23 protein-coding genes and 2 tRNA genes are annotated in these 25213 nt (G+C 64.9%); 13 read left to right on the plus strand and 12 right to left on the minus strand.

The genetic code is table 11. From position 1 onward, the window contains the following. Nucleotides 1-73: 73 nt before the first annotated feature. Together H0T81_RS00435 and H0T81_RS00440 are read right to left on the minus strand one after the other, a co-directional pair. Complete coding sequence (locus H0T81_RS00435; protein WP_294008745.1) at nt 74-1933, minus strand: N-6 DNA methylase; 1860 nt, start codon at nt 1931-1933, stop codon at nt 74-76. Next, nucleotides 1926-2876, minus strand: coding sequence for an IS1595 family transposase (locus tag H0T81_RS00440; RefSeq protein WP_294008747.1), 951 nt, complete (start codon nt 2874-2876; stop codon nt 1926-1928). The genes H0T81_RS00435 and H0T81_RS00440 overlap by 8 nt, the downstream gene beginning before the upstream one ends. 268 nt (nt 2877-3144) lie before the next feature. Between H0T81_RS00440 and H0T81_RS00445 the strand changes: the two genes are divergently transcribed. From H0T81_RS00445 to xth, 4 genes are all read left to right on the plus strand, one after another. Continuing rightward, the gene (locus H0T81_RS00445) at nt 3145-5313 is read left to right on the plus strand and encodes a TonB-dependent receptor (protein ID WP_294008749.1); all 2169 of its coding nucleotides are present in this window, start codon (nt 3145-3147) and stop codon (nt 5311-5313) included. A gap of 55 nt (nt 5314-5368) precedes the next feature. Further along, nucleotides 5369-6274: a cation diffusion facilitator family transporter gene (locus tag H0T81_RS00450; RefSeq protein ID WP_294008751.1), complete on the plus strand. Its 906-nt coding sequence runs from the start codon at nt 5369-5371 to the stop codon at nt 6272-6274. A gap of 8 nt (nt 6275-6282) precedes the next feature. Then, nucleotides 6283-7470 (plus strand): threonine synthase, encoded by a 1188-nt coding sequence (locus tag H0T81_RS00455; RefSeq protein WP_294008752.1) that lies wholly within the window; start codon nt 6283-6285, stop codon nt 7468-7470. A 116-nt stretch (nt 7471-7586) separates the two neighbouring features. After that, nucleotides 7587-8420: an exodeoxyribonuclease III gene (xth, locus tag H0T81_RS00460; protein WP_294008753.1), complete on the plus strand. Its 834-nt coding sequence runs from the start codon at nt 7587-7589 to the stop codon at nt 8418-8420. A gap of 59 nt (nt 8421-8479) precedes the next feature. Here xth and H0T81_RS00465 read toward each other — a convergent pair whose 3' ends face one another. Further along, complete coding sequence (locus H0T81_RS00465) at nt 8480-9025, minus strand: hypothetical protein (protein ID WP_294008755.1); 546 nt, start codon at nt 9023-9025, stop codon at nt 8480-8482. Nucleotides 9026-9037: 12 nt separating this feature from the next. Here H0T81_RS00465 and H0T81_RS00470 point away from each other — a divergent pair, with 12 nt between their 5' ends. Then, the gene (locus tag H0T81_RS00470; protein WP_294008757.1) at nt 9038-10939 is read left to right on the plus strand and encodes a hypothetical protein; all 1902 of its coding nucleotides are present in this window, start codon (nt 9038-9040) and stop codon (nt 10937-10939) included. Here H0T81_RS00470 and H0T81_RS00475 read toward each other — a convergent pair. The 7 genes from H0T81_RS00475 to H0T81_RS00505 form a co-directional block, all read right to left on the minus strand. Beyond that, the gene (locus H0T81_RS00475) at nt 10911-11720 is read right to left on the minus strand and encodes a DUF4198 domain-containing protein (protein WP_294008759.1); all 810 of its coding nucleotides are present in this window, start codon (nt 11718-11720) and stop codon (nt 10911-10913) included. The genes H0T81_RS00470 and H0T81_RS00475 overlap by 29 nt on opposite strands. Nucleotides 11721-11737: 17 nt before the next feature. Next, a complete protein-coding gene (locus tag H0T81_RS00480) occupies nt 11738-13855 on the minus strand; it encodes a TonB-dependent receptor (RefSeq protein WP_294008761.1) in 2118 nt (705 codons plus the stop codon). A gap of 263 nt (nt 13856-14118) precedes the next feature. Further along, a complete protein-coding gene (locus H0T81_RS00485) occupies nt 14119-15027 on the minus strand; it encodes an AraC family transcriptional regulator (protein WP_294008762.1) in 909 nt (302 codons plus the stop codon). 273 nt (nt 15028-15300) lie between these two features. After that, nucleotides 15301-15376 (minus strand) — tRNA-Thr (locus H0T81_RS00490). A gap of 16 nt (nt 15377-15392) precedes the next feature. Then, nucleotides 15393-16244, minus strand: a complete 852-nt coding sequence (locus H0T81_RS00495; protein ID WP_294008763.1) for a hypothetical protein — start codon at nt 16242-16244, stop codon at nt 15393-15395. Next, entirely contained in the window at nt 16241-17551 is a 1311-nt protein-coding gene (locus tag H0T81_RS00500) for a mechanosensitive ion channel (protein ID WP_294008765.1), read from the minus strand. Before H0T81_RS00500 ends, H0T81_RS00495 begins: the two co-directional genes overlap by 4 nt. Before the next feature lie 12 nt (nt 17552-17563). After that, nucleotides 17564-18901 (minus strand): replication-associated recombination protein A, encoded by a 1338-nt coding sequence (locus H0T81_RS00505; RefSeq protein ID WP_294008767.1) that lies wholly within the window; start codon nt 18899-18901, stop codon nt 17564-17566. Between the two features lie 94 nt (nt 18902-18995). Between H0T81_RS00505 and H0T81_RS00510 the strand changes: the two genes are divergently transcribed. Then, on the plus strand, nt 18996-19628 hold the full coding sequence (locus H0T81_RS00510) for a PadR family transcriptional regulator (RefSeq protein WP_294008769.1): 633 nt from the start codon (nt 18996-18998) through the stop codon (nt 19626-19628). 6 nt (nt 19629-19634) lie between these two features. Here H0T81_RS00510 and H0T81_RS00515 read toward each other — a convergent pair whose 3' ends face one another. Further along, a complete protein-coding gene (locus H0T81_RS00515) occupies nt 19635-20804 on the minus strand; it encodes a glycosyltransferase family 1 protein (RefSeq protein ID WP_294008771.1) in 1170 nt (389 codons plus the stop codon). 69 nt (nt 20805-20873) lie between these two features. Here H0T81_RS00515 and H0T81_RS00520 point away from each other — a divergent pair, with 69 nt between their 5' ends. After that, nucleotides 20874-21371 carry a DNA-deoxyinosine glycosylase gene (locus H0T81_RS00520; protein WP_294008773.1) on the plus strand — a complete coding sequence of 166 codons (498 nt, stop codon included), beginning with the start codon at nt 20874-20876 and terminating at the stop codon, nt 21369-21371. A gap of 39 nt (nt 21372-21410) precedes the next feature. Next, the gene (locus tag H0T81_RS00525) at nt 21411-21701 is read left to right on the plus strand and encodes a hypothetical protein (protein ID WP_294008775.1); all 291 of its coding nucleotides are present in this window, start codon (nt 21411-21413) and stop codon (nt 21699-21701) included. Nucleotides 21702-21710: 9 nt separating this feature from the next. On the opposite strand, the gene H0T81_RS00530 is transcribed toward H0T81_RS00525, so the two are convergent. Continuing rightward, entirely contained in the window at nt 21711-22091 is a 381-nt protein-coding gene (locus H0T81_RS00530) for a MerR family DNA-binding protein (protein WP_294008777.1), read from the minus strand. A 71-nt stretch (nt 22092-22162) separates the two neighbouring features. Here H0T81_RS00530 and H0T81_RS00535 point away from each other — a divergent pair, with 71 nt between their 5' ends. The 5 genes from H0T81_RS00535 (at nt 22163) to H0T81_RS00555 (ending at nt 25135) form a co-directional block, all read left to right on the plus strand. Continuing rightward, a complete protein-coding gene (locus H0T81_RS00535) occupies nt 22163-22663 on the plus strand; it encodes a DUF4396 domain-containing protein (RefSeq protein ID WP_294008779.1) in 501 nt (166 codons plus the stop codon). After that, on the plus strand, nt 22663-23025 hold the full coding sequence (locus H0T81_RS00540) for a hypothetical protein (protein WP_294008780.1): 363 nt from the start codon (nt 22663-22665) through the stop codon (nt 23023-23025). The genes H0T81_RS00535 and H0T81_RS00540 overlap by 1 nt, the downstream gene beginning before the upstream one ends. A 41-nt stretch (nt 23026-23066) precedes the next feature. Next, nucleotides 23067-23291 carry a hypothetical protein gene (locus tag H0T81_RS00545; RefSeq protein ID WP_294008781.1) on the plus strand — a complete coding sequence of 75 codons (225 nt, stop codon included), beginning with the start codon at nt 23067-23069 and terminating at the stop codon, nt 23289-23291. Nucleotides 23292-23387: 96 nt separating this feature from the next. After that, nucleotides 23388-25013 (plus strand): hypothetical protein, encoded by a 1626-nt coding sequence (locus H0T81_RS00550; protein WP_294008783.1) that lies wholly within the window; start codon nt 23388-23390, stop codon nt 25011-25013. A gap of 46 nt (nt 25014-25059) precedes the next feature. Then, nucleotides 25060-25135: transfer RNA gene (locus H0T81_RS00555), tRNA-Glu, on the plus strand. Nucleotides 25136-25213: the final 78 nt, after the last annotated feature.

Here is a 25213-nt window from a genome sequence, read left to right on the forward strand (position 1 = left end):
GAAACTATCTCAAGCGCGTTAAGCTCTAGCGAGTGCCCATAACGGACATCAAAAACCTCGGAGACGGGGCACGTCATCCCATTGTCTCCAGTGTGAGCCGGTGGATTGCATAGTCTCTGACGGTCTTCAGAAAATCGGCTTTTGTGATCTTGGAGTAGTCAGTCTCCATGTATGCTTCGGCGCACCATTCGTCGGTTGCTGACACCGGCTGAAGCACGCTCAACTCGGGCACCTTTTCGCGGTTCACATAGGCGTCCAGCCAGCGAGCCTTGATTTTCTCCCAACGGCCCTTGTTGACGCGGCCCATGTGCTTTGTCTTGCGGAAGCCGTCGTCCTTGAAATAGCCAAAGAAGGTTTTGAACCCTTTGGGATGAGGCTTGTGCGCGTCAAAAACCATGGCGCACGTGATGACGCCTACCGGGTGAAACAGATCGTCGGGCAAGGAAAAAACGCCCGTCAAAGTGTGGCTGGCAAGCAATCGCTCTCGAACGGCCACAGTCTTTGCGTTCGAAGACGTAACGCAGCTCATCTGGACGACCGCCGCGCATCTGCCGCCCGGCTGAAGGCATGCCAGCGCATTCTCGATGAACTCCAACTGTCCATCCTCGCCGACATCGTAGGGCGGGTTCAGGAACCCCACTGTCGGCTTCAGTGAACGCACCATATCAATGATGCCCTGAGCGAAAGAGTCGCCCTGATAGATGTGCGATTTTCCGTCGCCGCTCATCATCATGTTCGAGCATGCGAATGTGAACATGTCGGTTCGCCGCTCAATCCCGAGAAGCTGGTTTTCCTTGATCGCACGGCGCTTCTTCTGATCGGATCCCGCCAGCTCGAGCATTTGCTTCATCGCCGAAATCAGAAATCCGCCGCTGCCGCAGCAGGAATCATACACAACGTCGTTCACGTTGAGGTTCACCACATCGCAGAACAACTCGGTGATGTGTTGGGGCGTCAGAACCAAGCCTGTCTTCTTGTCCGTTCCCGCGTAGCGGATGAACTCTCGATAGAAGCGCCCAAGGACATCATAGCCCTTGTCGCCCATCGTGATGAGCGGAAGCACGGATTTTTCGAGCCGCTCGGTGATGTCGCGGAGCACATAATTGTCTTGCTGATCCGATGCCTTCTTCTTCTTGATCTGGGGCGACTTTGCGATCGAATGGTTTTTGATCTTCGCATACTCGCCGCTCATCGATGCGACGCGCTCGCTATCAATCTCGGCATCCTTGAGCACGTTGCCGATGCTCGTCACGATGAACTGGGCCAAGCGCTCAGGCGTCGGCTCCAGTTTTTTCGATGTCGCTTGCTCCTTGTAGGACGCCTTGAAAGCTGCGTTCTGAAGCGCGAGCAAAATCGCGCTCACCAAAGTGCAGCGCTCATATTCGACAATCGAATAGTCATTCAGCTCTTTGTTGAGCTCAATGGCAGTTTTCGTGATTTCCGCGGATTCGATGTTTTGAGCCTGAACCTCGCCTTTGAACCGGGTGATGTAGGAGAAAATGTCGAGAAGCTTCGGGTCTTCCTCACTGACCTCGGTGCTACCCATCTTCTGGTAGAACGAGGACAGCTTCAGCTTGCTGAGCGTGTCGCCGCTAACGGCCACCGAGATGACGTTGTATTCTTGGGCCAGGAATGCTGAATAATGGAGCGCGCCATCAACGGCGAATGAAGCCGGGTTCTGTCCATCGTCGCTCTGATGAAACTTCGCGTCGGCCTTGCACTCGACCACGATGATGTCATCCGGCAACGCCGGGAACGTGATGATGAACTCCGGCGAGCCGCGTTTTCCCGTCAGATTCTTTGATGCCTTGGTTAGACAGCGCTTCGCCTTGGCTACCGACGCCTTCTGCTCATCGAGTTTGATAGCGCTGAAAAGCGGATCGCTCTTGAAGTGGGCGCGGACGTAATCCTCTGTGATCCGTTCGTTACCCATGGTGGGCTACCAGATCGTCATACCGGAGCCGCTTTCCGTCCAGCCCCTTCGCCAGAAGCGTCATTTGGGCGATGGTGTCGAGATCGCGGACGTTGTGGCGACCCGCAAATTCAGTGACGTAGCGCGCAAGGTGCTTAGCACTCATTTGGTGGTAAGTGCCCTTGTAGCCTCTCTTGAGCATCGCCCAGAAGCTCTCGATGCCGTTCGTATGGGCCATGCCGTTTACGTATTCGCCGACACTGTGTCTTACGGAGCGGTGGCCGAACGAGGCTGACAAGCGACGATAGCCGCCGTGCTCATCTGTGAAGACAGTCGCGCCAGTCTCCACGTTTTCCAAGACAAACCCCTCAAGCGTTGCGGAGTCCGTCCCCGCAATTACGCTCGCCCGGATTTTTCCGCTGCGCTCCTTGGCCCCGATCACCGTCGATTTGCCGACGGTGCCCCTACCAGCCCTCAGTCGCTTGCCCCCGTGCTTGTTACGTTCTTTGCCGCCGACGTAGGTTTCGTCAACCTCGACCTCACCGGCCAGCTTGCCACCGCCGTCAATCCATCCCTGCCTGATTTTCTGTGCGAGCAGCCAAGCCGACTTCTGGGTGAGGCCCAAATCGCGGTGGAGCTTCATGCTCGACACGCCCTTGAGGTTCGTCGACATCAGATACATTGCGATCACCCACTTCTGAAGGGTGACCTTGCTGGACTGCATGACAGTGCCGGTCTTGACGCTGAAATATTCCCGGCACTCGCCGCAGTGATAGGGCATCGGGCGCTCATTCGGGACGGGTGAAGTTTTCACCGAGCCGCAGTGCGGGCAGTGGCGCTGCCCCTCGGGCCAGCGAATGTCCTCAAGCCACTTGCGACTCGACGCCTCATCCGGGAACATCTGGAAAAGCTGAATTACCGTTAGACCAGTGCGGTCACTTCTACCGGGGGCCTTATGCGACATTACCACTCTCCCTGTGTCTAATCATCTACCGTAAATCAGGCAGGGATGCAAGCGGTTTTGTCTAGTTTCGTATATAATTCCCTAAAAAAAAGCCGCTCGACGGCTCCCCAAGCGAAGCGGCGCGGTCCGGAACTCCCCCGTACCGGACCCTCTTTTTACGCAAGGCCTGCGGCGGAGCGACTGAAATCAGGCACGGATCGAGATTCAATTCATTTGCCTGTTATAATGTATCGCCTAAGGCGCGGCCCGAAACCTTCGGAGTCCGCTGTTGCACCGCCTCACTTGCCTGCTCGCGTCCACATGCCTCTTCGCAGCGCCCGCGCTCGCTCAGGAGGCTGGCTCCGCTAAGCCCGATGCGGCCGATCCGCCGTCGCAGCATGTCGACCCCCACACGCACCACCACGGCGGCGAAGAGATCGTCGTGACCGGCCATCTGGTGCGCGAGCTCGATCTTCTCGCCGGCAAGACGGTCGTCAGCGGGACCGAGCTCCAGCGTGACCTGCGCCCGCAGCTCGGCGACACGCTGGCCAAGCAGGCCGGCGTCTCGGCGACATCCTTTTCGCCCGGCGCTTCGCGGCCGGTGCTGCGCGGCTTCCAGGGCGAGCGGATCCGAGTGCTGACCGACGGCATCGGTTCGATCGACGTGTCCAACACCTCGGCCGACCATGCGGTCACCATCGATCCGCTGACCGCCGAGCGGATCGAGGTTCTTCGCGGGCCCGCGGTTTTGCTGTTCGGCGGCCAGGCGATCGGCGGCGCGGTCAACGTCATCGATCGCCGGATTCCGCGCACGGTGCCGGAGGACGGCCATCACATCGACGTGACCGGCGGCCTCGGATCGGCCGCCGACGAGCGATCGATCGGTGCCGCCGCCGACCTCGCAGTGGGTGGCGGTTTGGTGCTCCATGTCGACGGCAGCTTCCGCAAGTCCGACGACCTTCGCGTCGGCGGCTATGTGCTGTCACCCGAGCTGCGCGCCGAGCAGTTGGAGATCGCCGAGGAGGAGCTCGAGGAAGGCCATGCCGAAGAGGCCGCAGAGGCTCTCGAGCTGGCCAGTTTGCGTGGAAAGATTCCCAACAGCGCGACCGAGCAGAAGAGCGGCGGCCTTGGAGTCGCGCTGATCCGCGACAACTTCAACATCGGTGCGTCCGTCAGCGTTTTCGACAGCAATTATGGCGTGCCGATGCGGCCGGGCGCCGAGCATCACCATGAGGGCGAAGAAGGCGAAGAGGGTGCCGAGGAAGAAGAGGAGGAAGGTCACGGGGAGGCGCCGGTATCGATCGACCTGCGTCAGGTTCGCGGCGACCTGCGCGGCGAGTATAAGTTCGACGAGGGCTTCCTCGAAGGAATCCGCCTGCGGGTCGGTGCCGCCGATTACGAGCATACGGAATTCGAGGGCGAGGAAGTCGGGACCGTGTTCAAGTCCAACGGTGTCGAAGGCCGGCTCGAGCTCGTGCAGCGCGACCGCAATGCCTGGCGCGGAGCGAGCGGAGCGCAATATTTCCATCGCGACTTCAAGGCCGTCGGAGCTGAGGCATTCCTGCCGCCCAACACGACCAGCCAGCTCGGGCTTTTCACGCTTCAGGAATTCGAGCTCGGCGCCGTCGGCGTCGAAGCCGCAGCTCGAATCGAGCGCAGCAATGCCGAATCGAAAAGCGTCGCGATCGAGCGCAGCTTCACCGCTCTGTCGGGAGCGCTGGGCGCGTCCTACGCGCTTGCGCAACATGTCGAGGCCGGCATCAACCTTTCGCGAACCGAACGCGCGCCTTCTGCCGAAGAGCTGTTCTCGAACGGCCCACACATCGCGACCCAGGCGTTCGAGGTCGGCAACCCCAACCTGCGCAAGGAGAAGAGCGTCGGTGCGGAAGCTTACTTCCGGGTCGACCGCCGGACACTGGAAATGAACCTCACCGGCTTCGTCAACTGGTTCGACAATTTCATCTACGAAGCGGCGACCGGCCAGGAGCAGGACGAGCTGCCGGTGTTCCAATACTTCCAGCGCGACGCCACCTATTACGGGTTCGAAGCCGAAATCTCGGCGCCGCTGTTCCAGGTGGGAGGTTTCCGCTTCGTCGGGGACGCGGTCGCCGATTATGTCCGTGCGACGGTCAAGGGTGCGGGACCGGTGCCGCGGATCCCGCCGCTGCGCCTGCTGGGCGGCCTCGAAGCGCAGTCGGATAGGATCGACGGCCGCGTCGAAGTTGAGTGGGTCGACGATCAAAAGCGCATCGCGCAGTTCGAGACGCCGACGGACGGACACACTCTGGTCAACGCGTCGCTGGCGTGGCGTCCATGGGGCAAGAAGCGCGAGACCGTGGTCGTGCTGTCCGCGAGCAACCTGTTCGATGTCGATGCGCGGCGGCACGCGTCGTTCACCAAGGGCTTCGTGCCGATGGCCGGCCGCGATATCCGACTGAGCGCCCGCTTCAGCTTCTAGGCGTCGGCCGGCGCACGGTTTGTCTTCGAGCGCAGCGGTGGCTAGTCCCGCCGCGATGAGCGCCGGACATTCCCATGGCCATTCGCCCCAGTACAATTTGGGCACGTCGGACTACGGGCGCGCCTTTGCGATCGGGATCACGCTCAACCTCGGCTTCGTGATCGTCGAGGCGATCTACGGGTTCATCGCCGGATCGATGGCGCTGATCGCGGACGCCGGTCACAATCTGTCCGACGTGCTCGGGCTGGTCGTCGCCTGGGCCGGAGCAAGGATGGCGCGCTCGTCGCCGTCGCGGCGCTTCACCTATGGGCTCAAAAAGGCGTCGATCCTGGCGGCGCTGATCAACGCTTTGCTTTTGCTGGTCGCGATCGGGGCAATTGCCGCCGAAGCGGTCCGGCGCCTGTTCAATCCGGCCGTCACGGAAGGCGCGACGGTGATGGCGGTCGCCGCCGTCGGAATCCTGATCAACGGCGCGACCGCCTTGCTGTTCGCCGGCGGGCGCCGGCACGACATCAATATCCGCGGCGCCTTCCTCCATATGAGCGCCGACGCAGCGGTTTCCGCCGCAGTGGTCGTGGCCGGGTTCCTCATCCTGACGACCGGCCAGCAGTGGATCGACCCGGTGATGAGCCTCGCCATCGCCGGCGTGATCTTCTGGAGCAGCATCGGCCTGCTCAAGGAGTCGGTGTGGATGTCGCTCGCGGGAGTTCCGGCCGGCATCGACGTCGACGAGGTCGAGGCCGAGCTTGGTTCGCTCGGCGGGGTGATCGCGGTTCACGACCTGCACGTCTGGCCGCTCAGCACCACCGAGACCGCATTGACCGCCCATCTGGTCGCGCCCGAGGTCGAGTCCGATCAACTGCTCGGCAGCGCGCGCGACCTTCTGCGCCGGCGCTTCCACATCGCGCACTCCACAATCCAGGTCGAGCGGCGGGCGCCCGGCGACTGCACCGACTGCTAGCGAGCGCGATGCTGGTCACCCACCTCGAATGCTCGCTGACCGGAGAGCGGTACGAGCCGGGCCAGGTGCATGGGCTGTCGAGCGCCGGCAAGCCGCTGCTGGTCCGCTACGACCTTCAGAAGGCGCGGGCGACTTTGACCCGCGAAGATGTCGCCCGGCGTCAGCGAACGATGTGGAAATGGAGCGAGCTTCTGCCGCTGCCTCCGGGTGTCGCACCGGTCAGCCTCGGCGAGCCGGAAACGCCGATCCTGCCGCTCGCAAGCCTTGGCTCGAACGTGCTGGTCAAGGATGAGGGGCGGCTTCCAACCGGCTCGTTCAAGGCGCGCGGGCTGGCGATGGCGGTGACCATGGCCAAACACTTCGGAATCAGCCGAATCGCCATGCCGACCAACGGCAATGCCGGCGCCGCGCTCGCCGCTTATGGCGCTGCGGCGGGCATCGAAACGGTCGTCATTTGCTCGGCCGAAACCCCGGAAACCAACGTTCGCGAGGCCGCGGCATATGGCGCGAGTGTCTATGTCGCCGACGGCCAGATCGACGAATGCGGACGACTGGTCGCCGAGGGCGCGGCCGAGGGGCGCTGGTTCGACTGCTCGACGCTCAAGGAGCCGTACCGGCTCGAGGGCAAGAAGGTGATGGGCTTCGAGCTTGCCGAGCAGCTCGGCTGGAGGCTTCCGCAGGCGGTTTTCTACCCGACGGGCGGTGGCACCGGCCTCATTGGCATGTGGAAGGCGTTCGACGAATTGGAGGCGGTCGGCCTGGTCGGCCCGGAGCGCCCGCGGATGTTCGCCATCCAGGCGGCCGGCTGCGCGCCGATTGTCCGGGCGTTCGAGGCCGGCGAAGAGTTCGCCGAGCGATGGGAGCATGCGGCGACCGTCGCCGCCGGGATCAGGGTGCCCAGGGCCATCGGCGATTTCCTGATCCTGCGCTCGGTCCGCGACGGCGGCGGGGCGGCGCTCGCGGTCGAGGAGTCGGCGATCCTGCAGGCGGTCGACGACGTCGCGCGCGATGACGGAATGCTGCTGTGCCCGGAAGGCGGCGCGGTGGTCGCCGGCTGGCGGCGGGCGCTGGAGCTCGGCCTGGTCGGGCGCGACGAGACGGTGCTTTTGTTCAACTGCGCCAATGGCAACAAATATCCGCTGGCCGATCGCGCGCGGCGGTTGATGCTGGCGGACGCCCGGCCGCGCGATCTTTGACGCCCAAAACAGGTAAGCCCCGGCAACCGAAGTTGCCGGGGCTCCCATGCTTCGCTTCCCGAAGGATTTGAAGCACGGGAATAGAACGATCCCGGCCTACGGTTGTTCCTGTCGGGATGGCCAAAAAACCAACCGTGCCCAAGAAAATTGTGGATAAATCCAGGGCGACTCGGCGGCTTCGGATCGCCAGCTACAACATCAACGGGATCACCACCCGGCTCGAGGTGCTGTTGCGCTGGCTCGGCGAGTTCCAGCCGGACATCGCCTGCCTGCAGGAGCTCAAGACGCTGGACGAGCGGTTCCCGGTCGAGGCCATCGAGCGCGCCGGCTATTCGAGCATCTGGCACGGCCAGAAAAGCTGGAACGGGGTCGCGATCCTGAGCCGCGTCGGAGAGCCGGTCGAAACCCGCCGCGGACTCCCCGGCGACCCGAACGACAGCCACAGCCGCTACATCGAAGCGGCGGTTTGCGGCCTGCTGATCGGCAACCTTTACTTGCCCAACGGCAATCCCTGGCCGGGCCCGAAGTTCGACTACAAGCTTGGGTGGATGGACCGGCTCCACCTGCATGCGCAGGAACTGCTCGACAGCGGCATCCCGGCGATGCTGATCGGCGATTTCAACGTCATCCCGACCGATCAGGATGTCTACAAGCCGGAGCGCTGGGCGAAGGACGCGCTTGCGTCACCCGAGGCGAAGGCGAAGTTCGCCAAGCTGGTGGCTCAAGGCTGGGTCGACGCCATCCGCACACTGCACCCGGACGAGCGCATCTACACTTTCTGGCATTACTGGAGGAACGCATTCGAGCGGAACTCCGGCATCCGCATCGATCACGCACTCTTGAGCCCCAGCCTCGCGCGGAAGCTTAAAGCGGCCGGCGTCGACCGGACGCCGCGCGGCTGGGAGAAGACCAGCGACCACGCGCCGATATGGGTCGAGCTCGAGGTATGATGGTGCGGCCGCAGCTTGCGAAACGCCAAACTGGCAAGCTGCGGCTGCACTCGCGGGTCCTAGTTCGGCGTAGTGATGTCGCCGGACTTCTGCCCCGACTCCGAGCCTTTCACATCGCTGCGCCGGTCCGAAAAGCTCTGTCCATCGACGCCCTTTTCCCCATCGGTCTTGGCGCGGGCATCGAGGTTACGAGCACCAGTGCCGTCGGGATCGGTAGCGTCTGAGTTCGCCTGACCCGTCATTTGGGCCGTGTCGGACGGCATGTCGTGGCCCTTGCCGAGGGCGGGGGCGGCCGTGCACATGATGAGCGCGGCGGCGGCCGGCGCGATAATATGTCGCATGTTGATTCTCCATTGTAAGCTGCGGTTCTCGACCGCTGCATCTGAACTACGAGCCGTGGCGGCCCTTGGATGCGCGCAGCCTGCCTGACTGATCGAAGACGCGTCTTCGCAGCACCAGTAAGGGACGTTGAGGCACGCGGCGGTGTTCGCGGCGCTGCCGTTCGCTTGCAGTTCGAGGCCGCTAATGGTCTGGTCGAAAGGGTGAAAATCCGTCTCCTCGCAGCCTGTGCATTCCCGCTTCTCGCGCCACCGGTCGCGGCGCACCCGCTCGACTCGTTGAGCGCCGAAGAGATCCGAGCTACGGTGGCGCTGCTGCGCTCGACGGGCGTGGCAGGTCCCGCCGCAAGCTTCCCGGTGATCCGGCTCGAACCGCCGGACAAGGCTGCGGTGTGGAGCTGGAGCCGGGGCGAGCGCACGGAGCGTCATGCGTTCGTGGTGGTGAAGGCCGGATCCGAGGTTCGCGAGGCGCTGGTCGACCTCACCAGGCGGAGCGTGATCCGGGTCGAGCCGAGGCCCAACGTGCAAACCGCCATCGTCCCCGCGGAATGGAGGCGAGCGACCGCTTTGGTGAAAGCCGACCCGCGCTGGCAGCGGGCGATGCGCCTGCGCGGGATTACGGATTTCCGGGGCATCTTCTGCGACGCGCTGTCGGTGGGCCAGTTTGGCGAGCCCGAGCGGCGGCGCCTGCTCAAGGTGCCCTGTTACGACGCTCGCGGCACGACCAACATCTACGGGCGCCCGATTGAGGGCCTAATGGCGCTGGTCGACGTCGGCGCCGGAGTGGTGGTCGAAGTCACCGACAGCGGCCCGGTCCCGGTCAGCCGGGCCGATCCGTCGCTCGAACAGGAGAGGCAGCGCGAGCTCCAGCCCGCTTTGCGGCCGATTGCCTCGTCGGCGCCGGCGGGGTTCAACTTCACGATGGACGACGGGCTGGTGCGCTGGGCCGCATGGTCGTTCCACATCGGCTTCGATCAGCGGGTCGGGCCGATCGTCTCGACTGTCCGCTACCGCGACGGAGCGCGCGAACGCCCGGTGCTTTACCAGGGCCACATATCGGAAATGTTCGTGCCCTACATGGACCCCGACCCGAACTGGGCCTTCCGCTCGTACATGGACGTGGGCGAATACGGCTTCGGCAACCTTGCCTCGAAGCTCGCCGCGGGCATCGATTGCCCGGCCGGCGCAGTGATGATCTCAGCGACTTTGCCCGGGCAGTCGGGCGAGCCGTACAGCGCGCGCGACGTCATGTGCGTGTTCGAACGCAACACCACCATGCCGCTGTGGCGCCGCTCGGAGATCGTCACCGGTTCCCACGAAGCGCGGCAGGACGTCGAACTGGTGCTTCGGACGATCCCGACGGTCGGGAATTACGATTATGTCTACGACTGGGTGTTCAACCGGAAGGGCGAGATCAGGATCGAAGTGGGCGCGACCGGCATTGCGGCGGCGAAGGGCGTACCGGCGGCCACGGCCGACGCGCGGGGCGGGGAGCAGCCGCACGGGGCGCTCATCGCTCCCAACCTGGTCGCCCCCTATCACGACCATTATCTCTCGTTCCGCCTCGACCTCGACGTCGACGGGCTCGCCAACTCCTTCGTCAGCGAGCGGCTTGTCGCCGAGACTCTACCCGCGGGGAGCGCACGCCGCTCGATCTGGAAGCGGGTGTCTGCAGTCGAACCGTCGGAGCTCGGGATCGACGCGAACCATGGCTCCGGCTTGTGGCGAGTAGAAAACCGCTCGGTCAAAACCGCGCTGGGATATTATCCGTCGTTCGAGATTGTCGGGGGCCACAATGCGGCGTCGCTACTTCGCTCCGACGACCCGCCGCAGCGGCGGGCCGGCTTCTCCGCCCGTCCGCTGTGGGTGACTTCGCACAAGCCGGGCGAAGTCTATGCGGCGGGGGACTACCCGAACCAGAGCGCCGGCGGAGAAGGGATCGCCCGCTTCGTCGACGGCGAGGCCATCGACGGCCGCGACCTCGTCTTGTGGTACACGATGGGCTTTCACCACGTGACCCGTCCCGAGGACTGGCCGGTGCTGGCGACCGTGCGCCACGCCGTCACGCTGCGTCCGCACCGCTTCTTCGCCCAGAATCCGGCGCTCGGTGTCCCTCGGGAGGTGGACCCCGCCTCGCGGGAGCGCCGGCAGCCTACCGAGCCCGCGGCACAGCGAAGGTAAGGCTGGAAAAGCTCGTTTGGAAATCGATACCCCGGACGCTCGACGGCTCGCTCCACACGACGTTCAGAAGCCATCGGCCTGGTCCCGGCAGGGCGAAGCTCACCCGGCCGTTGGCCGAGCTTCGAGCAGTGGCGGGCTCGTCTTTAGGACGATCGAGACTGATGAGGGCGACCAAGGCGCCGGCGAGCGGGCGGCCGCGGTACCAGATCGTCGCCGGCAGCCGGCTGCCCGCGGGAAGCAGATAGGGGTTCGCGCCTGGCACGATCTCCAGCCGCTGGCCCAGGCGGCGGGTCAACGCAGTCTGGCCGGCGTTGGTACTGCCCACGCGGATCAGCGTCTTCGCATATCTGCGATAGCTTTCGCGCACCTTGCGCGAGCGAATGGGCCTGCGCTTCGAGGCGGCCTCGGCAGCCGCCAAACCTTCTTCCTGGACGTATTCGGCGAACTCCTGGGGGCCCATGTCATTGCGGAAATCCGACGTGCTGAGCGACAGCAGGTGGAAGCCCGGCGCGGCCAGGCGAACGCCGAGTGCCGGGTTGAAGCCCTTGGTCTTCACCAGGTCGGTCGTTCCTGCCGGGCCATCGGAGCGCATCGACAGCAGCCATCGCGGCCGCGGCGACAGGCTGGCGCTGCGCTGCTCGCCGTGGTGCCCGACATAGAAGGTGACTGGAACGCGGCTGTTCGGCTGCGCACGGAAGCTCTTCGGCTCCAGCCAGGAATCGTGCGCGTTGGCGACGCCGGTCAATGCCAGGCAGAGTGCTGCGAACCGAAACAGTTTCACGAATGATCTCCCGAAATTCAGAAATTGCCGCTGACCGCCAGCGACAGCACCGGCCCGACGGACCGGCGCCGGCGTTCGATCGACTGCACTGGGCCGTCGCGCCGGCTCACGAAGATGAAGCGGTCGAGCTGCTGACCGCTCGAAATCAAATTGCTGACTCCGGCGCGAACCGTGAGGCCGGCGACATCCTTGTTTTCGACGTAGAGATTGCCGCTGAGTGGCCCCCGTCGGTAACGGCCCGTTTCGCCGATGCGGAAGTCCGCGGCCTGGCGGTCATGGAACAGCCCGCCGCCCCACGCCCACGGGGTGCCCGCGATGTCGTGACGGAGCGAGATGTCGAGCAGCCGCACCAGATTGTTGCTGATCTTGCGGGAGCGGCCGGTGACCGGATCGTCGACCGAGCTGTTCTGAAGCTGCACTCGACCGTCGAGGCGGCCTCCGCTCCAGCCGAGGCTGTCGAGGAGCAGGCTGGTCTTCCAGTCCGCCCCGTAAACGTAGGCCGTGCCGAGGTTTCCCGGCGCTTCCGCGGTTGCTCCGATGGGGATCTGGTCGACCAGATCCTCGATGCGCCGGCCGTACGCGCGCAAAGTCGTCGAGCCGAGAGCGCCGAGGTCCTGGCTGAGTTCGCCCTCGACGTCCCAGCTCTGCGGCGGCACCAGGTCGGGGTTGGCAGCATTTTCCCGGTCCTCGGAGAGATTGCGTGAGGCGAGGAAATCGAAAAACCTGATCTGGCCGACCCGCCGCTCGACCTTTGCAGTCGCGCGAAGCCCCGAATTCACCTGCCACGCAACCGCGGCATAGCCTTTGGGGCGCTGGAACGTGCGTTCGCTGCCGGCGCCGCCGACGACCTCGAGCTTCGAGATTTCGCCGCCAACCGACGCGCGAAAGGTGAGATCCGGCGACACCCGGCGAGTCAGCCGCACTGCCGCGTCGTAGCGCCTTTCCCGGACATCGCCCGATGCGTTTGCGAACTCCACCTCCTCGAAGCTGCCGTCGGGCAGAAGCTCGAAGAAGGTCGAGATGTTGTCGAGCCGGTTGAGCGCGCGCTCGGCCGAGACCTGCCAGTCGTCGTTGCCGCTGCTCCACCGGTATTCGGCGCGAAGCACCGTCTCGCGCTCGTCGGCATCGCGCAGGAAGCGATTGCCGATTGCATCGCTGTCGTCGTCGAAGCCGGTGATGGAGCGCGTGTCGATCGGGCTGCGCTCGGCCGCGTGGAGGCCGATCAGCTTGAGCCGCCCCGGACCGAGGATGAGGTCGACATCGCCGCCGAGCTCGTACCGGCGGTCGCTCTCGCGCTGCGTGAGGAAGCGCGTGCGATCGGGAAGTTCGGGGCCGGAGCGATCGGACTGTTCGCGGAAGCGGTAGTAGTAGCGCTGGTACGAGCCCCGAACTCCGGCCAGCAGCGTATCGGGGCCCTGGTATTTCAGGTCCGCGCTCAGGCGGGGACGGTCGCTCCGCTCGAAATAGCGCTCGCCGCGGGCATCGATTAGCGCCCCTTCGGGGCTCAGGATCCGCGACGGCCCCGAGGCGCCGGTGCGTAAGGCATCGTTGCGGACCCCAATGGTGTAGCCGAGAGCGCCGCTCCCGCCGCTGACCGAAGCGTCGCCATTGAAATAGGCGGGATCAAAGTCGCGCAGCCGAGTCGAAGGGCGCCAGGAGAACTGGCCGTTGGCGCGATCGGCAAGCTTGACCACGACGTTGGCGACCTGACGCCCGATCCCAGCGCCCTCACCCGACGCGCTGGCCCGGACCTCGATCCGCAGGACCTCCGATACCGTGATTCGGCTCAGTGCGTCGATCGCGTCGTTCGACTTGCCGGATATGGCGCGGCCGTTGATGAGGACGTTCTGCGACAGAGCGCCGAGCCCGCGGCGCTCCTCCTCGTCGGCGATTACGAACCCGGGGACCAGCTGGAGCATGTCGAGCGCCGTGCGCGGCGCGAAGCGGGCAAAAGTCTGAGAGGTGTAGGTGCGAACGACTTCCGCTTTCGCCGTCCCCTGCGCGTGCAGCGGCGACAGCGAGGGCAGCGGCGCCAGTGCGCCGCTGATCATGATGCAGAACACCAGCAGCCGGCAGCTTCGTGCTTGGCGCCGAATGCCGACGTCGCGAAGATGATCAAGAGCTGCCGTGGTCATGGGGGTTGTACAATCCTATCGAGGTGAGCCGTGCCGCCGTTGGAAAGGCCGGAGTAGCGCGCAGGACGCAGGGCGACCCGGCAACCGCACGCGACCACCTGCGGCACCCATCTTGGCTCCCTCAGGTGAACAGCATGCACCAAATGCCTGTGCGCTGTTGTATCGTTCTGGTGCGGTGACGTAACTTTGTGCGGCGCAGGGGGCTCACTTGCCTCGAGGTCTGCCTGGGAGTCCCGCAGCGCTTTACTGGGGGAGCCGTCGCGCTACTGCTCAGCGGCCGACGACAGGCGGAAAGCCGACGGGTCCAGACCAAACTTGGCCTGGAACGCTCGCGAGAAGTGGCTGCGGCTAGCGTAGCCCACCGATGCGGCGATCGACTTTACAGGTAAATTCGACCCTTTCAGCATGCGCGCTGCCGAAGCCAGGCGAGCAGTTTGCACGAACGCTTTCGGAGTGCAGTCATAGGCAAGCGTAAAATGATGGCTGAAACGGGACCTGCTCATGCCCGCCATCGCAGCGAGGCTGTCTACGGTGTGATTGTCCTCCGGTCGGTCCAGGATTGCCGCAACCACTCCGGCGAGGCGGGCTCCGCTCATCAGCAATATCGATGATTCGTTGTTTGGCTGGGAGCGCAACAAGACGATCAGCACCTGCTTCATCAGTGCGCTCACGAAAGCACGGGTGCCGAGGCGCGGGTTGCGAAGCTCGTCGAACATGGTCGTAAACAGCCCGCGCAAAAGAGGGTCTTCTGAATGCTCGATTAGTGGCCGCTTCGCCTGATCGAAAAGCGGCAAGTCTCCGCCGACGGTGCTGGAAAGTTCGGCGCAGCCCAGCACCAAATCGACATCCCCATTCGAGGCTCCGAACTTCACCAGCCCGTCTTGAAGCGTGCAGTCCGCTCTCGCATCTTTGATCTGCTGGATTGGCCCGACCCCCGACAACTTCTTGGGCAGCTTTTTCGGGACCACGACCGCAGTTCCCGGCTTGAGGGGGTACCGCCCGTGCCGGCACTCCATGAACCCCTCACCGCTTAGGACGAAGTGCACGACGACAGAGTTGAACGGCTCGCACCTCAAGCTGAACTGGCGCCCGATCTCACACACGCCAAAGGCTTCGACGCGGATTTCGACCGCCTCGAGGAACTGGTCTATTTCTCGTGGCTGGTCGCTCATTCGCCGAACCGGAGTAGGGGGCCAGAGGCGACACGCTCGCTAGGCGAGCATGACTGCAGCAGGGAAACGCCGGGTGAAATCACGGCGCAGCACTGGCTTCTGGAGGATCGCTGGTGCGGATTGGTCATGGGTCAGCAGTCCTGCAGAGTGCTGACCCACGAGGAGGCATCAGCAATGATGGCTAAACGGCTGCAACCTATGTTGGTTTCAGTTGCGACTGCCGCGAAATAAGTTGGAGCACCTGTTCTTCAGTCAAAAAAAGGCGGAAAATTCTGGTGCCGGATGCAGGATTCGAACCCGCGACCTTCGGTTTACAAAACCGCTGCTCTACCAACTGAGCTAATCCGGCCCCGTTGCGGTTTGCGTCAGAAGACGCCGAACGTCCACCCTTCGGTTCGGGTGATATGGCGGGTCAGTCCGGCCGGGGCAAAGGCTCGGGGATCGGCGGCGAGCGCGCGCATTCCCGCGGCCGTAACCAGCGCGTCGGTCTGGTGGTCGTTGGGCTCGAAGCGCAGCCGGGTCGGCCGACTGCCGAGGCCGACGAGCGCCTGGTTGAGCTCGGTCCGGCTGCGCAGTTTGCGCCCGGAAAGGCCCGCCCGCCGCAGATAGATGCGCGTGTAGATTTCGACCACTGCGCTGCCGCGCTCGGGCAATGGGTCCATCGGCCAGATCGCGACCTTGCCGTCGAGCCGGTGGAGCAGCCGCATGCCCGAAAAGCTCGCCTTGGCGACCTGCGCGGCGCCGATCGCGTCATAGGCGCTGGCGGTCTTGCGGCCGCCCTGCGCATTCAGCGCCTGGTCGCATTGGCGGAAGCGCATGAACGGCGCCTTCACCCCGTCGGCGATGCCGAAATAGAAATGCTTGCGGTGCGCATGCTCGAGGAAGCTCGCGGCGCCGAGGTCCTCGTCGTCGCAGCGCTTCTCGACATAGGCCCAGAACTCGCGCGCCGTCGCCGGTACGCCAATCTCGCCCGGGAGATATTCGCCGCGCTCGATCAGCGGCGGAGCGAAGCTGAAATCGAACCCGAACAGGGTCGGCTCGGAAGCGGCCCGTTCGAGCAACCAGGCCAGCGCCTCCTCGCGTGACCAGAGATGGGCGGGACGGATGAGGCGCGGCGCTGCATCGCCGCGCGCCTCGGCGATGGCGATGCCCTTGTGGCGCCGGCCCTTCGCGCCCGACCAGTCGATCGCAACGAAGGCGGCGAAGCGCCCGCTCACACGAGCGGCGGCTGAGCTTCGTCGTCCCGGTCGCTCGGCGGCGCCTTGCGGATTCTCGGCGGCGGCAGTTGGGCGGGCGGCGCCCGGTCCTCCGCCCATTGCTCGAGGATGCGCGCGGCGGCGTCGCGACCGCCGAGCCCGAACGCCAGCGCGGTGGCGACCGCAGCCGAACCGAGGATCAGCCCGAACGCCATCATCACGATCTGGTCGGCGAGACCCATGAAGGTCAGGCCGATGGCCGTGAACAAGGCGATGATCGCATATTTGACGATGGTCTGCGCATAGCCTGCCTCGCCGGTCGAGCTCCCGACCAGCCCCGCCAGGATGCGCGCGAGGAACAGCCCGGCGACGATAATCACCGTGCCGAAAATCACCTTGCCGCCAAGCTCGGTGATCTGGAACAGCAGCACCGCGACGCTGTCGCCGCCCAGCTGTCGCGCCGCCTCGATCGCCGCGGCCAGCAGAATCGCCGTCATCGCGATCGCTCCGACCACTCGCGACGGGTTGGAGCTCGCGGGCATGATGCCGAGCGCTCGGACGCTGTCATCGAAGCCGAGGCTTGGAAGCACCGTCTCGATGAGCGTCTTGACCCAGCGGCCGATCAAGAAGGCGATCGCCAGCCAAACGAGGGCAGCGAGAACGCGCGGAATTGCGAGCGCGATCGAGTTGAGCATCGCCGTCGCCGGGTCCGAAATCGCCGAGATCTGCAGGATCTGAAGGGCGGCGATGGCAGCGAAAATGATGATCACCGCCGAGACCGTGATTCCGACCGCCTTGGCGATCGAGCTTCGCGCCGGCGCCGCGCCTTCGGTGGCGACGCCGGTTTCATCAACCGCCAGCGCCGGCTCGCCGATGCTGATCCCGGCGCGCCCGAGCAGCCGTTCGATGTTGAGCGCGCCGAGCGCCGCTTCGATCACGTGGCGGACAATGCGCGCGAGGATCAGGCCGGCGAAGAAGAACAGTCCCGCGCCGAGCAGCCGCGGCAGGAAGGCGAACACTTCGTTGGTGAGGCTGGTGACCGGAGTGAGGACACCCGACAGTCCGAGCGGCTGGAGCGCGGCGATCAGCCCCACCAGCCACACCAGCCAGTAAGCGAGGCGCCCGAGCTCGACTCCGACCGACTCGCCGCCGGCTTCCGGGTGACGCTTCAGGACCGGCATTCGGTCGATCAGCTTGGTCACCCCCCACTGCACGATCTTGGCGATGAAGTGGGTGACGACCAGGATCAGGATCGCGAGAACCACCCGCGGTCCCCATTCGATCATCTGGTCGCGCCAGTAGGCGCTCGGCGCATCGCTCCGGTACATATTCGTCCTCCGCTATTCGATGTCGTCGTTTTCCTTAGCGCGTTTCGAGCGCATCTGGTCCCAATAAGCGATCCTCTCGGCGACTTTCGCTTCGAACCCGCGGCTGGTCGGCTGGTAATAGGTCTGCGGCTCCATCTCCTCGGGCCAGTAATCCTGGCCGGAAAAGCCCTCCTCGGCGTCGTGGTCGTACGCGTAGTCCTTGCCGTAGCCGATGTCCTTCATCAGCTTGGTCGGCGCGTTCAGGATGTGCGCCGGCGGAATCAGCGACCCGGTGTCGCTGGCGCTTCGCCAGGCGCTTTTCTGGGCGACATAAGCGGCGTTCGATTTGGGGGCGGTGGCGAGGTACAGGCAGGCCTGGACTATCGCCAGCTCGCCTTCGGGCGACCCGAGGAAATCGTAGGAATCCTTGGCGGCGAGGCACTGGACCAGCGCCTGCGGGTCGGCGAGGCCAATGTCCTCGGACGCGAACCGAGTCAGCCGGCGCAGGACGTAGAGGGGTTCTTCCCCCGCGACGAGCATTCGGGCCAGATAGTAGAGCGCCGACTGCGGGTCGGAGCCCCGCAGGCTTTTGTGAAGCGCCGAGATCAAATTGTAATGGCCCTCGCGGTCCTTGTCGTAGACGGCGACCCGCCGGTGAAGCAGCGCCGACAGTCCCACCGCATCGAGCGGACCGTCGAGATCGACGTCGAACAGGGTTTCGACCTGGTTGAGCAGGAACCGGCCGTCGCCGTCGGCGCTGGCGATGAGCGCGGCGCGCGCCTCGTCCGTCACCGGCAGCGAACGGCCGGCGTCGGTCTCGGCCCGCGCGATGAGCGTTTCCAGCGCCCGATGGTCGAGCCGCCGCAGGATCAGCACCTGGCAGCGCGACAGCAAGGCTGCGTTGAGCTCGAAGCTCGGATTCTCGGTGGTTGCACCGACCAGCGTGACGGTGCCATCCTCGACATAGGGCAGGAAACCGTCCTGCTGGGCGCGATTGAAGCGGTGGACCTCATCCACGAACAGGAGCGTGTGCTGGCCGGCCTTGGCCATTTGCCGAGCCTCGGCGAAGATCTTCTTGAGGTCGGCAACGCCCGAAAACACCGCCGAGATGGCGACGAAACGCACGTCGACCGCGTCGGCGAGCAGACGCGCGATCGTGGTCTTGCCTGTGCCGGGCGGGCCCCACAGGACCATCGACGACAATTTGCCGGCCGCGACCATTCGCCCGATCGCGGCGTCCGGGCCGGTCAGATGCTCCTGGCCGACGACCTGGTCGAGGTTCTTCGGCCGTAGCCGGTCGGCGAGCGGCGCATTGGCCGCGGCCGCCTCGGGCGGGTGTGCAGGTGCCTGGTCAGCGAACAGGTCGGCCATCGCGGATGCTCATAATGGTCAGGCACAAAAATGCACGGACCTCTTGCAGCCGATGCATCGAAGATATATCGCAGACACATCTAAGGAGCGAGCGATGACACGAAGGCATTGGCATGGGTGCGGGCCGCGCGGGCGGTTCGAGTTCAACATTCCCGAGGCGCTGATGGCGATGCGCGGCGGGCGCGGCTGGGGCGGTGACTGGGGACCATTCCACTTCGATTTTGGCGATGGCCCCTCGGGGCGCGGTCGCCGCCGCGGACGCCAGCGGATGTTCGGATCGGGAGAGCTTCGGCTGGTGCTTCTCAAGCTCATCGCCGACGAGCCGCGGCACGGTTACGACCTGATCCGTGCCGTCGAGGACCTGACGTCCGGCGATTATGCACCCAGCCCGGGCGTCGTCTATCCGACACTCACCCTGCTGCAGGACATGGGCCTGATCGAGGAGGCGAAAGCCGAGGGCCCCCGCAAGCCGTTCGAAGTGACCGACGAGGGTCGCAAGCATCTCGAGGAGAAGGCCGACGAGGTCGAAGCCTTGTTCGACCGTCTGGAGGAAGAGTTCGCGCCGCATGGCCGCAGCAGGGGCGGGCCGCCGATCGGCCGAGCGGTCGGCAACCTCATGAATGCGCTCAGCCATCGCATCGGCCGCGACGGGATCGACGAGGATCTGCTGCACGAGATCGCGACCATCCTCGATGACGCGGCCCAGCGCATCGAACGAGTGAAGTAGGACGCGCTAGCGGCGGGTCATGCGGGTGAGACGAGCACGCTTCTCGATCACTCGCAGATAGACCCGAACGACGGCCGAGTTGATTTGGTCCCAGTCCATCGTTTGCGCATAGGCGAGCCCGGCCTCGCCATGCCGGCGGCGAAGCTCGGGATCCTTCGCATAGGCCTCGAGCGCGTCGGCGAACGCGCCCTCGTCGCCGGGCTCGACAAGCATCCCTGTCTCGCCGTCGCGCACCAGGCTGGTTGCTCCCGTCGCGACGGCGGCGACCACCGGCAGACCGCAGGCCATCGACTCCAGCGTGACGTTGCCGAACGTCTCGGTAATCGAAGGGTTGAGCAGCACGTCGCTGCTGGCGATCGCACGAGCGAGGTCGTCGTCGACTTGCTCCCCGGTGAAGATCGCATTGGGCATCCTCTGCTCAAACCATGGCCGGGCCGGGCCGTCGCCAATGACCAGCACCCGATGCCTGACCTTGCGCTCGGCAAGCACATCCATCGTGTCGGCAAACAGGTCGAGGCCCTTTTCCATCACCACCCGGCCCAAAAAGGCGATGACCAGCGCGTCGTCGTCAATCCCGAGTCCGCGCCGCCATTCCATGTCGCGGCGGCCCGGATGGAACTGCTCGCGGTCGACCCCGCGGGTCCAGATCGAGATGTCCCGGTTCATCCGCTGGGCGCGCATCACCGCCGCGGTAGATTCGGCCGGAACGACGATCGCGTCGCAGCGGCGGTAGAGCCGCCGCATGATCGCTCGGGCGGCCGGCTCAAGAACCTCCAGATGGTAGTAGGACAGATAGGTGTCGAAGCGGGTGTGGATCGACGCGATCGCGGCGATGTTGCGCCGGCGCGCCCAGCTCACCGCGCGATGGGCGACGATGTCTGGGCTGGCGATGTGGACGATGTTGGGATTGTATTCGGCCAGGTCTCGTCGGGCCCGCCGGGTCAGTGCGAGCGGCAGCCGATATTCCGGCCGGAACGGGATCGGGACGGAAGGAATGTTGACGATCTCGACATTCGCCTCGAACGCGGGATTGGCGACTGTCGGCGAATAGGCGCGGACCTGGGCGCCCTGGCGGAGTAGATAGTCGCTCAGCCGGTTGAGCGCCTGGTTGGCGCCATCGCGCACATAATTGTAATTGCCCGAGACCAGGGCAATGCGAAGGTCGCTCGGCTGCACCCGGCATGCCCTTAGCTGCGCCATCGGCAAAGGCAAAGGCTGGGGCAACGGCCAACAAGGGGCGCTCGGATGGATAGCATCAAAGTCGGAATGCCGCCGATCGCCCGGGGCGACGCCCGCTTGTTCATCCTCGGCAGCCTGCCCGGCGACGCATCGCTGTCGGCGCAGCGCTATTATGCCCATCCGACCAACCAGTTCTGGCGGTTGCTCGGCCAAGCGATCGGCGAGGATCTCCAGGCGATGCCCTACGACGAGCGCCTGCAGCGGCTGGCCGAGCGGCGCATCGGACTGTGGGACGTGATCGCCTCGGCAGCCCGCCGCGGCAGTCTCGACCAGTCTATCCGCAGGGCAGCCCACAACCGGGTCGAGCAGCTGCGCAACGATTTTCCCGAGCTCCGGGCGCTGGCCTTCAACGGCTCGACCGCCGCTGCCGTCGGTCGTCGCCTGCTTGGGGCCGCGGAAGGATTGACCCTCATCGAGCTGCCGTCGTCCAGCGCCGCAAACACGCGGCCGTTTGCCCAAAAGGCCGAAGCCTGGTCGGTGCTGGCGCAATTCGTCGACTCATAGCCCCTTGCCCCGAGCGCCGCGCGCGCCAACATGTCAATCATGAACTCTCCCGCCGACGATGAAGCCGACCGGAGGCTGTCGATGGTTGACGAGGCGTTGGTCGCCGGCACCATCGCCAACACCAACGGCCTGCTGGTGATCCTCGCCAAGCTGGTCGCCCACGGAGTGCTCGACCGCGACGATCTGAAGACCTTCTCCGACAGCTATTCCAAGCCGCTCGACCATGTCGGGATGCGCGAGAACGAGCTGGTCAGCCAGATGCAGGACCAGATGGAATCGACGCTGGCGGAGCTGATGCGGTTCCTGAGCGAGCGCGAACGCAAGAAGTGACAAATGCGTTCAATCGACGAAGGAAGTGAGAATTGGACACGGTCCGCTCGTGCCTTCCGCGCACTCGCGCGCGAGGCGGTGGAGAGCGTCGCGAGCCCCCTTCAGCTCTTCGATCCTGCTGTCCAGTGCTTTGATCCGGGTCCGCGCAAGCTTGCGTACGCGGCTGCGGTCCTCGCTCGCGTCGAGGTCGAGAAGTTCGCCTATTTCCGCAAGTGTGAAACCCGCCGCCTGGGCTTGCCGGATGAACTTCAACCGGCGGAGGTTTTCCGAACCGTAGCGCCGGATGCCGACGTCGCGCGGGGGTGCTTCGAGCAAGCCTTTGCGCTGGTAGAAGCGGATCGTCTCGACCCCGACCCCTCCGGCAGCGGCCAGTTTTCCGATAGTAAGCATTGTGGGTCCTTGACTCTGTACCGTGGTACGGACGCTATACCGGCGCCGACTCGATGACAAGGAGATGTGAAATGTCGGCCCCAACTTCCCAGCAAGACGGTGCTCACGCTCACCAGCGTGGCGCGCATTCGCACCACGGACACTCGGGCGGTGGTCCGTTCCGCACGTCCGCGCAGGCGACCTTGCATTGCCTGACCGGCTGCGTGATCGGCGAGGTGGCCGGGCTTGCAATCGGGGTCACGATCGGGCTGGCGGTGTGGCAGACGATCGCACTTGCGACCGCGCTCGCCTATTTGTCGGGAATGACGCTGGGGCTGGTGCCGGTGATGCGCAACCAGGGCGTCAGCATGCTCGAAGCCCTGCGCATCATCTGGATCGGCGAGGTGATCTCGATCGGAGTCATGGAGCTGGTGATGAACTATGTCGACTATCAGATGGGTGGAATGACGGCTCCTTCGGTGGCGAGCTGGATGTTCTGGCGAGGGATCCTGTTCGCAATCCCCGCGGGTTTCATCGCCGCCTGGCCGGTCAATTACTGGTTGCTCAAGCGCGAGCTCAAGGCGTGCCACTGATGAGCGCAGTCATTGCCAGTCAATCTTCCGGGGCCTATTTCGCCTTCATGTCGTCGATGGTCATGAGGCTGCTCACCTTGGTCGCGCTGGTGCTGATGCCGTTCGGCATGGGCGCGGCGAGCGCGGTGCCGGCAGCGCACGCGCCCGCAGCCGCGCATTGCGAGGACCAAGGAAGCGAGCCCGCCGAGCGCTCATCCGACCAAGCCATCGACTGCGCCATGGCATGTTCAATGGTGGCGACTGCAGAGCCGCGTACCGGCGAGGCCGTTTCAAACCGTCGCTTGCCGGCCGATCGCCCGCTCGCCCAACAGGGCACCGGTCTTCATCCCGACACGGCGACGCCACCTCCCAAGCCCTCTTGAGATTCGCGAACTTCAATTTTTCGAACTCAGGAGAATGACCAATGTTGACCTTGATCACCGCCGCGCTCGCCGCCGCTCAGCCGGCCCCAGCGAACATGCAAGCTCCGCAAGCTCAGCACGCCCAGCATGCTCAGCATGGGCAAATGCAGATGCCGATGCAGCCTCAACAGCAGCAGGCGATGAAGGACGGCTGTCCCTGCTGCAGGAACATGGGCCAGGGCAACCATCACGGGCAGACGCCGGGCGAGCGGCCCTCACGCCGCTAGCGGCCCTCGCTGGTCGCCGGGGCGTGCCATTGCGCACCGCTTCGGCACTGTAACTTAGCTCGAAGCTGTCGGCGTGGCCCCCCTGCGTCGACGGGCATGGAGACGATCGTGAAGATCAAATTGTTTTCGGCCGTGAGCGCCGCCGCGCTCGCAGCGCTCGCCGCACCTGCGCCTGCTCAGCATGCCGGCCACGGCACGCACGCCCCCGCCAAGCCGGCCGCGAAGAAGCCGGCCGTGAAGAAAAAGCCGGCGGTCAAAAAGGCGCCCGCGAAGAAGGTCCCGGCGAAAAGGGCCTCGGCTAAAACGGCCCCGGCGAAGAAGGCTCCAGTCAAGAAGGCGCCGGCCAAGAAGGCTGCGGCGCCCGAGCCGCCGCAGCCCCAGCCGGCTCCCGACCATTCGCAGATGGACCATTCGACGATGGACCATGGATCCATGCCAGTCCCGCCCGAGCCGTCCCCAAGCTCTCCGGTGGACCATTCGCAGATGGATCACGGAGCCATGGATCACGGAGCAACGGCTTCCGCCGGCCACGGCGACCACGCAGCGATGCTCGGAGCGCTGGGACCGTACCCGATGACGCGCGAGGCCTCCGGTACAGCCTGGCAGCCGGACGCCTCCGAGCACATGGGGCTGATGACCGGTAGGGGCGAGTGGAGCTTCATGGCCCACGGGGCGGTCAATCTCGTCTACGATCGGCAATCGGGCCGGCGTGGCGACGACATGGCGTTCATCTCCGGAATGGTGATGGGCATGGCCCGGCGCCCGCTCGGCAACGGCACCCTGCAGTTCCGCGCCGCGCTCAGCCCCGACCCGTTGATGGGCAAGCGCGGCTATCCGCTGCTGCTCGCCAGCGGCGAGACCGCCAACGGGGTCGACCGGCTGATCGACCGGCAGCATCCGCACGATTTCTTCATGGAGCTGTCGGCATCCGCGTCACAAAATATCGGGCCGAGGAGCAGTGTCTTCCTCTACGCAGCATTGCCCGGCGAGCCAGCGTTCGGTCCGCCGGCATTCATGCACCGCGAGGCGATCCTCGACTCGCCGGAAGCGCCGATCACCCACCATTGGCTCGACTCCACCCATATCAGCTTCGGGGTCCTGACCGGTGGGCTGGTCCTCGACCGGATCAAGGTGGAGGTCAGCCGATTCAACGGCCGCGAGCCGGACGAGCACCGCTGGAACATCGAGACCGGGCCGCTCGATTCGACCGCCGCCCGGCTGTCGTGGAATCCGACCGCGGAGCTTTCCCTGCAGGGCAGCTGGGGCCGGTTCATCGAACCCGAGCAGCTCGAGCCGGGGGTGGACCAGACCCGCTGGTCGGCGAGCGCCTTGTACGCGCGCGAGATCGCGCCGGGGTGGAAGCTCGCGGGAACCTTGGCGTGGGGCCGCAAGTCGATCAAAGACCATCACGGCGACAGTCTGAACGATGACGCCTTTGCCCTCGAAGCTTCGCTCAAGCATGGTCCATGGACGGTCTTCGGGCGCGGCGAGATGACCGAGAACCGCGAGCTTATCGAGCTCGACGGTGAAGAGCATGGGCCGGCATTCAGGGTCGGCAAGATGTCCTTTGGGGCCGTTCGGGATTTCAGGGTCGCCGACCATCTGTCGCTCGGCGTCGGCGGCTTGCTCGCAGTGAATTTCGTGCCGGAGGAACTCGCCTCGCTTTACGGCAGCGACAACCCGTCCGGAGCGATGGCCTTTGTACGCCTCAAGGTCGACTGATTGACTAGGCTGACCCGAGCCCACATATGGCCCGCTCTCAGGCCGAGGCCCCTTCGTCTAGCGGTCCAGGACGTCGCCCTCTCACGGCGAAAACACGGGTTCGAGTCCCGTAGGGGTCACCAGCGCCTAAGTATCTGGTATATTGAGCTTTTTCTGCGCGTCTGAGGCCTAGCAGAATGGCTGTTTTGAGCCATTCCCCG

Source organism: Sphingomonas sp. (assembly GCF_013812825.1).
GTDB lineage: Bacteria > Pseudomonadota > Alphaproteobacteria > Sphingomonadales > Sphingomonadaceae > Sphingomicrobium.

Excerpts from the sequence above, each read along its gene's own strand:
- H0T81_RS00435 (WP_294008745.1), bottom strand. The coding sequence starts at position 1,933 with ATGGGTAACGAACGGATCACAGAGGATTACGTCCGCGCCCACTTCAAG.
- H0T81_RS00440 (WP_294008747.1), bottom strand. The coding sequence starts at position 2,876 with ATGTCGCATAAGGCCCCCGGTAGAAGTGACCGCACTGGTCTAACGGTA.
- H0T81_RS00450 (WP_294008751.1), top strand. The coding sequence starts at position 5,369 with ATGAGCGCCGGACATTCCCATGGCCATTCGCCCCAGTACAATTTGGGC.
- H0T81_RS00455 (WP_294008752.1), top strand. The coding sequence starts at position 6,283 with ATGCTGGTCACCCACCTCGAATGCTCGCTGACCGGAGAGCGGTACGAG.
- xth (WP_294008753.1), top strand. The coding sequence starts at position 7,587 with ATGGCCAAAAAACCAACCGTGCCCAAGAAAATTGTGGATAAATCCAGG.
- H0T81_RS00480 (WP_294008761.1), bottom strand. The coding sequence starts at position 13,855 with ATGACCACGGCAGCTCTTGATCATCTTCGCGACGTCGGCATTCGGCGC.
- H0T81_RS00485 (WP_294008762.1), bottom strand. The coding sequence starts at position 15,027 with ATGAGCGACCAGCCACGAGAAATAGACCAGTTCCTCGAGGCGGTCGAA.
- H0T81_RS00500 (WP_294008765.1), bottom strand. The coding sequence starts at position 17,551 with ATGTACCGGAGCGATGCGCCGAGCGCCTACTGGCGCGACCAGATGATC.
- H0T81_RS00505 (WP_294008767.1), bottom strand. The coding sequence starts at position 18,901 with ATGGCCGACCTGTTCGCTGACCAGGCACCTGCACACCCGCCCGAGGCG.
- H0T81_RS00510 (WP_294008769.1), top strand. The coding sequence starts at position 18,996 with ATGACACGAAGGCATTGGCATGGGTGCGGGCCGCGCGGGCGGTTCGAG.
- H0T81_RS00520 (WP_294008773.1), top strand. The coding sequence starts at position 20,874 with ATGGATAGCATCAAAGTCGGAATGCCGCCGATCGCCCGGGGCGACGCC.
- H0T81_RS00525 (WP_294008775.1), top strand. The coding sequence starts at position 21,411 with ATGAACTCTCCCGCCGACGATGAAGCCGACCGGAGGCTGTCGATGGTT.
- H0T81_RS00530 (WP_294008777.1), bottom strand. The coding sequence starts at position 22,091 with ATGCTTACTATCGGAAAACTGGCCGCTGCCGGAGGGGTCGGGGTCGAG.
- H0T81_RS00535 (WP_294008779.1), top strand. The coding sequence starts at position 22,163 with ATGTCGGCCCCAACTTCCCAGCAAGACGGTGCTCACGCTCACCAGCGT.
- H0T81_RS00540 (WP_294008780.1), top strand. The coding sequence starts at position 22,663 with ATGAGCGCAGTCATTGCCAGTCAATCTTCCGGGGCCTATTTCGCCTTC.
- H0T81_RS00545 (WP_294008781.1), top strand. The coding sequence starts at position 23,067 with ATGTTGACCTTGATCACCGCCGCGCTCGCCGCCGCTCAGCCGGCCCCA.
- H0T81_RS00550 (WP_294008783.1), top strand. The coding sequence starts at position 23,388 with ATGGAGACGATCGTGAAGATCAAATTGTTTTCGGCCGTGAGCGCCGCC.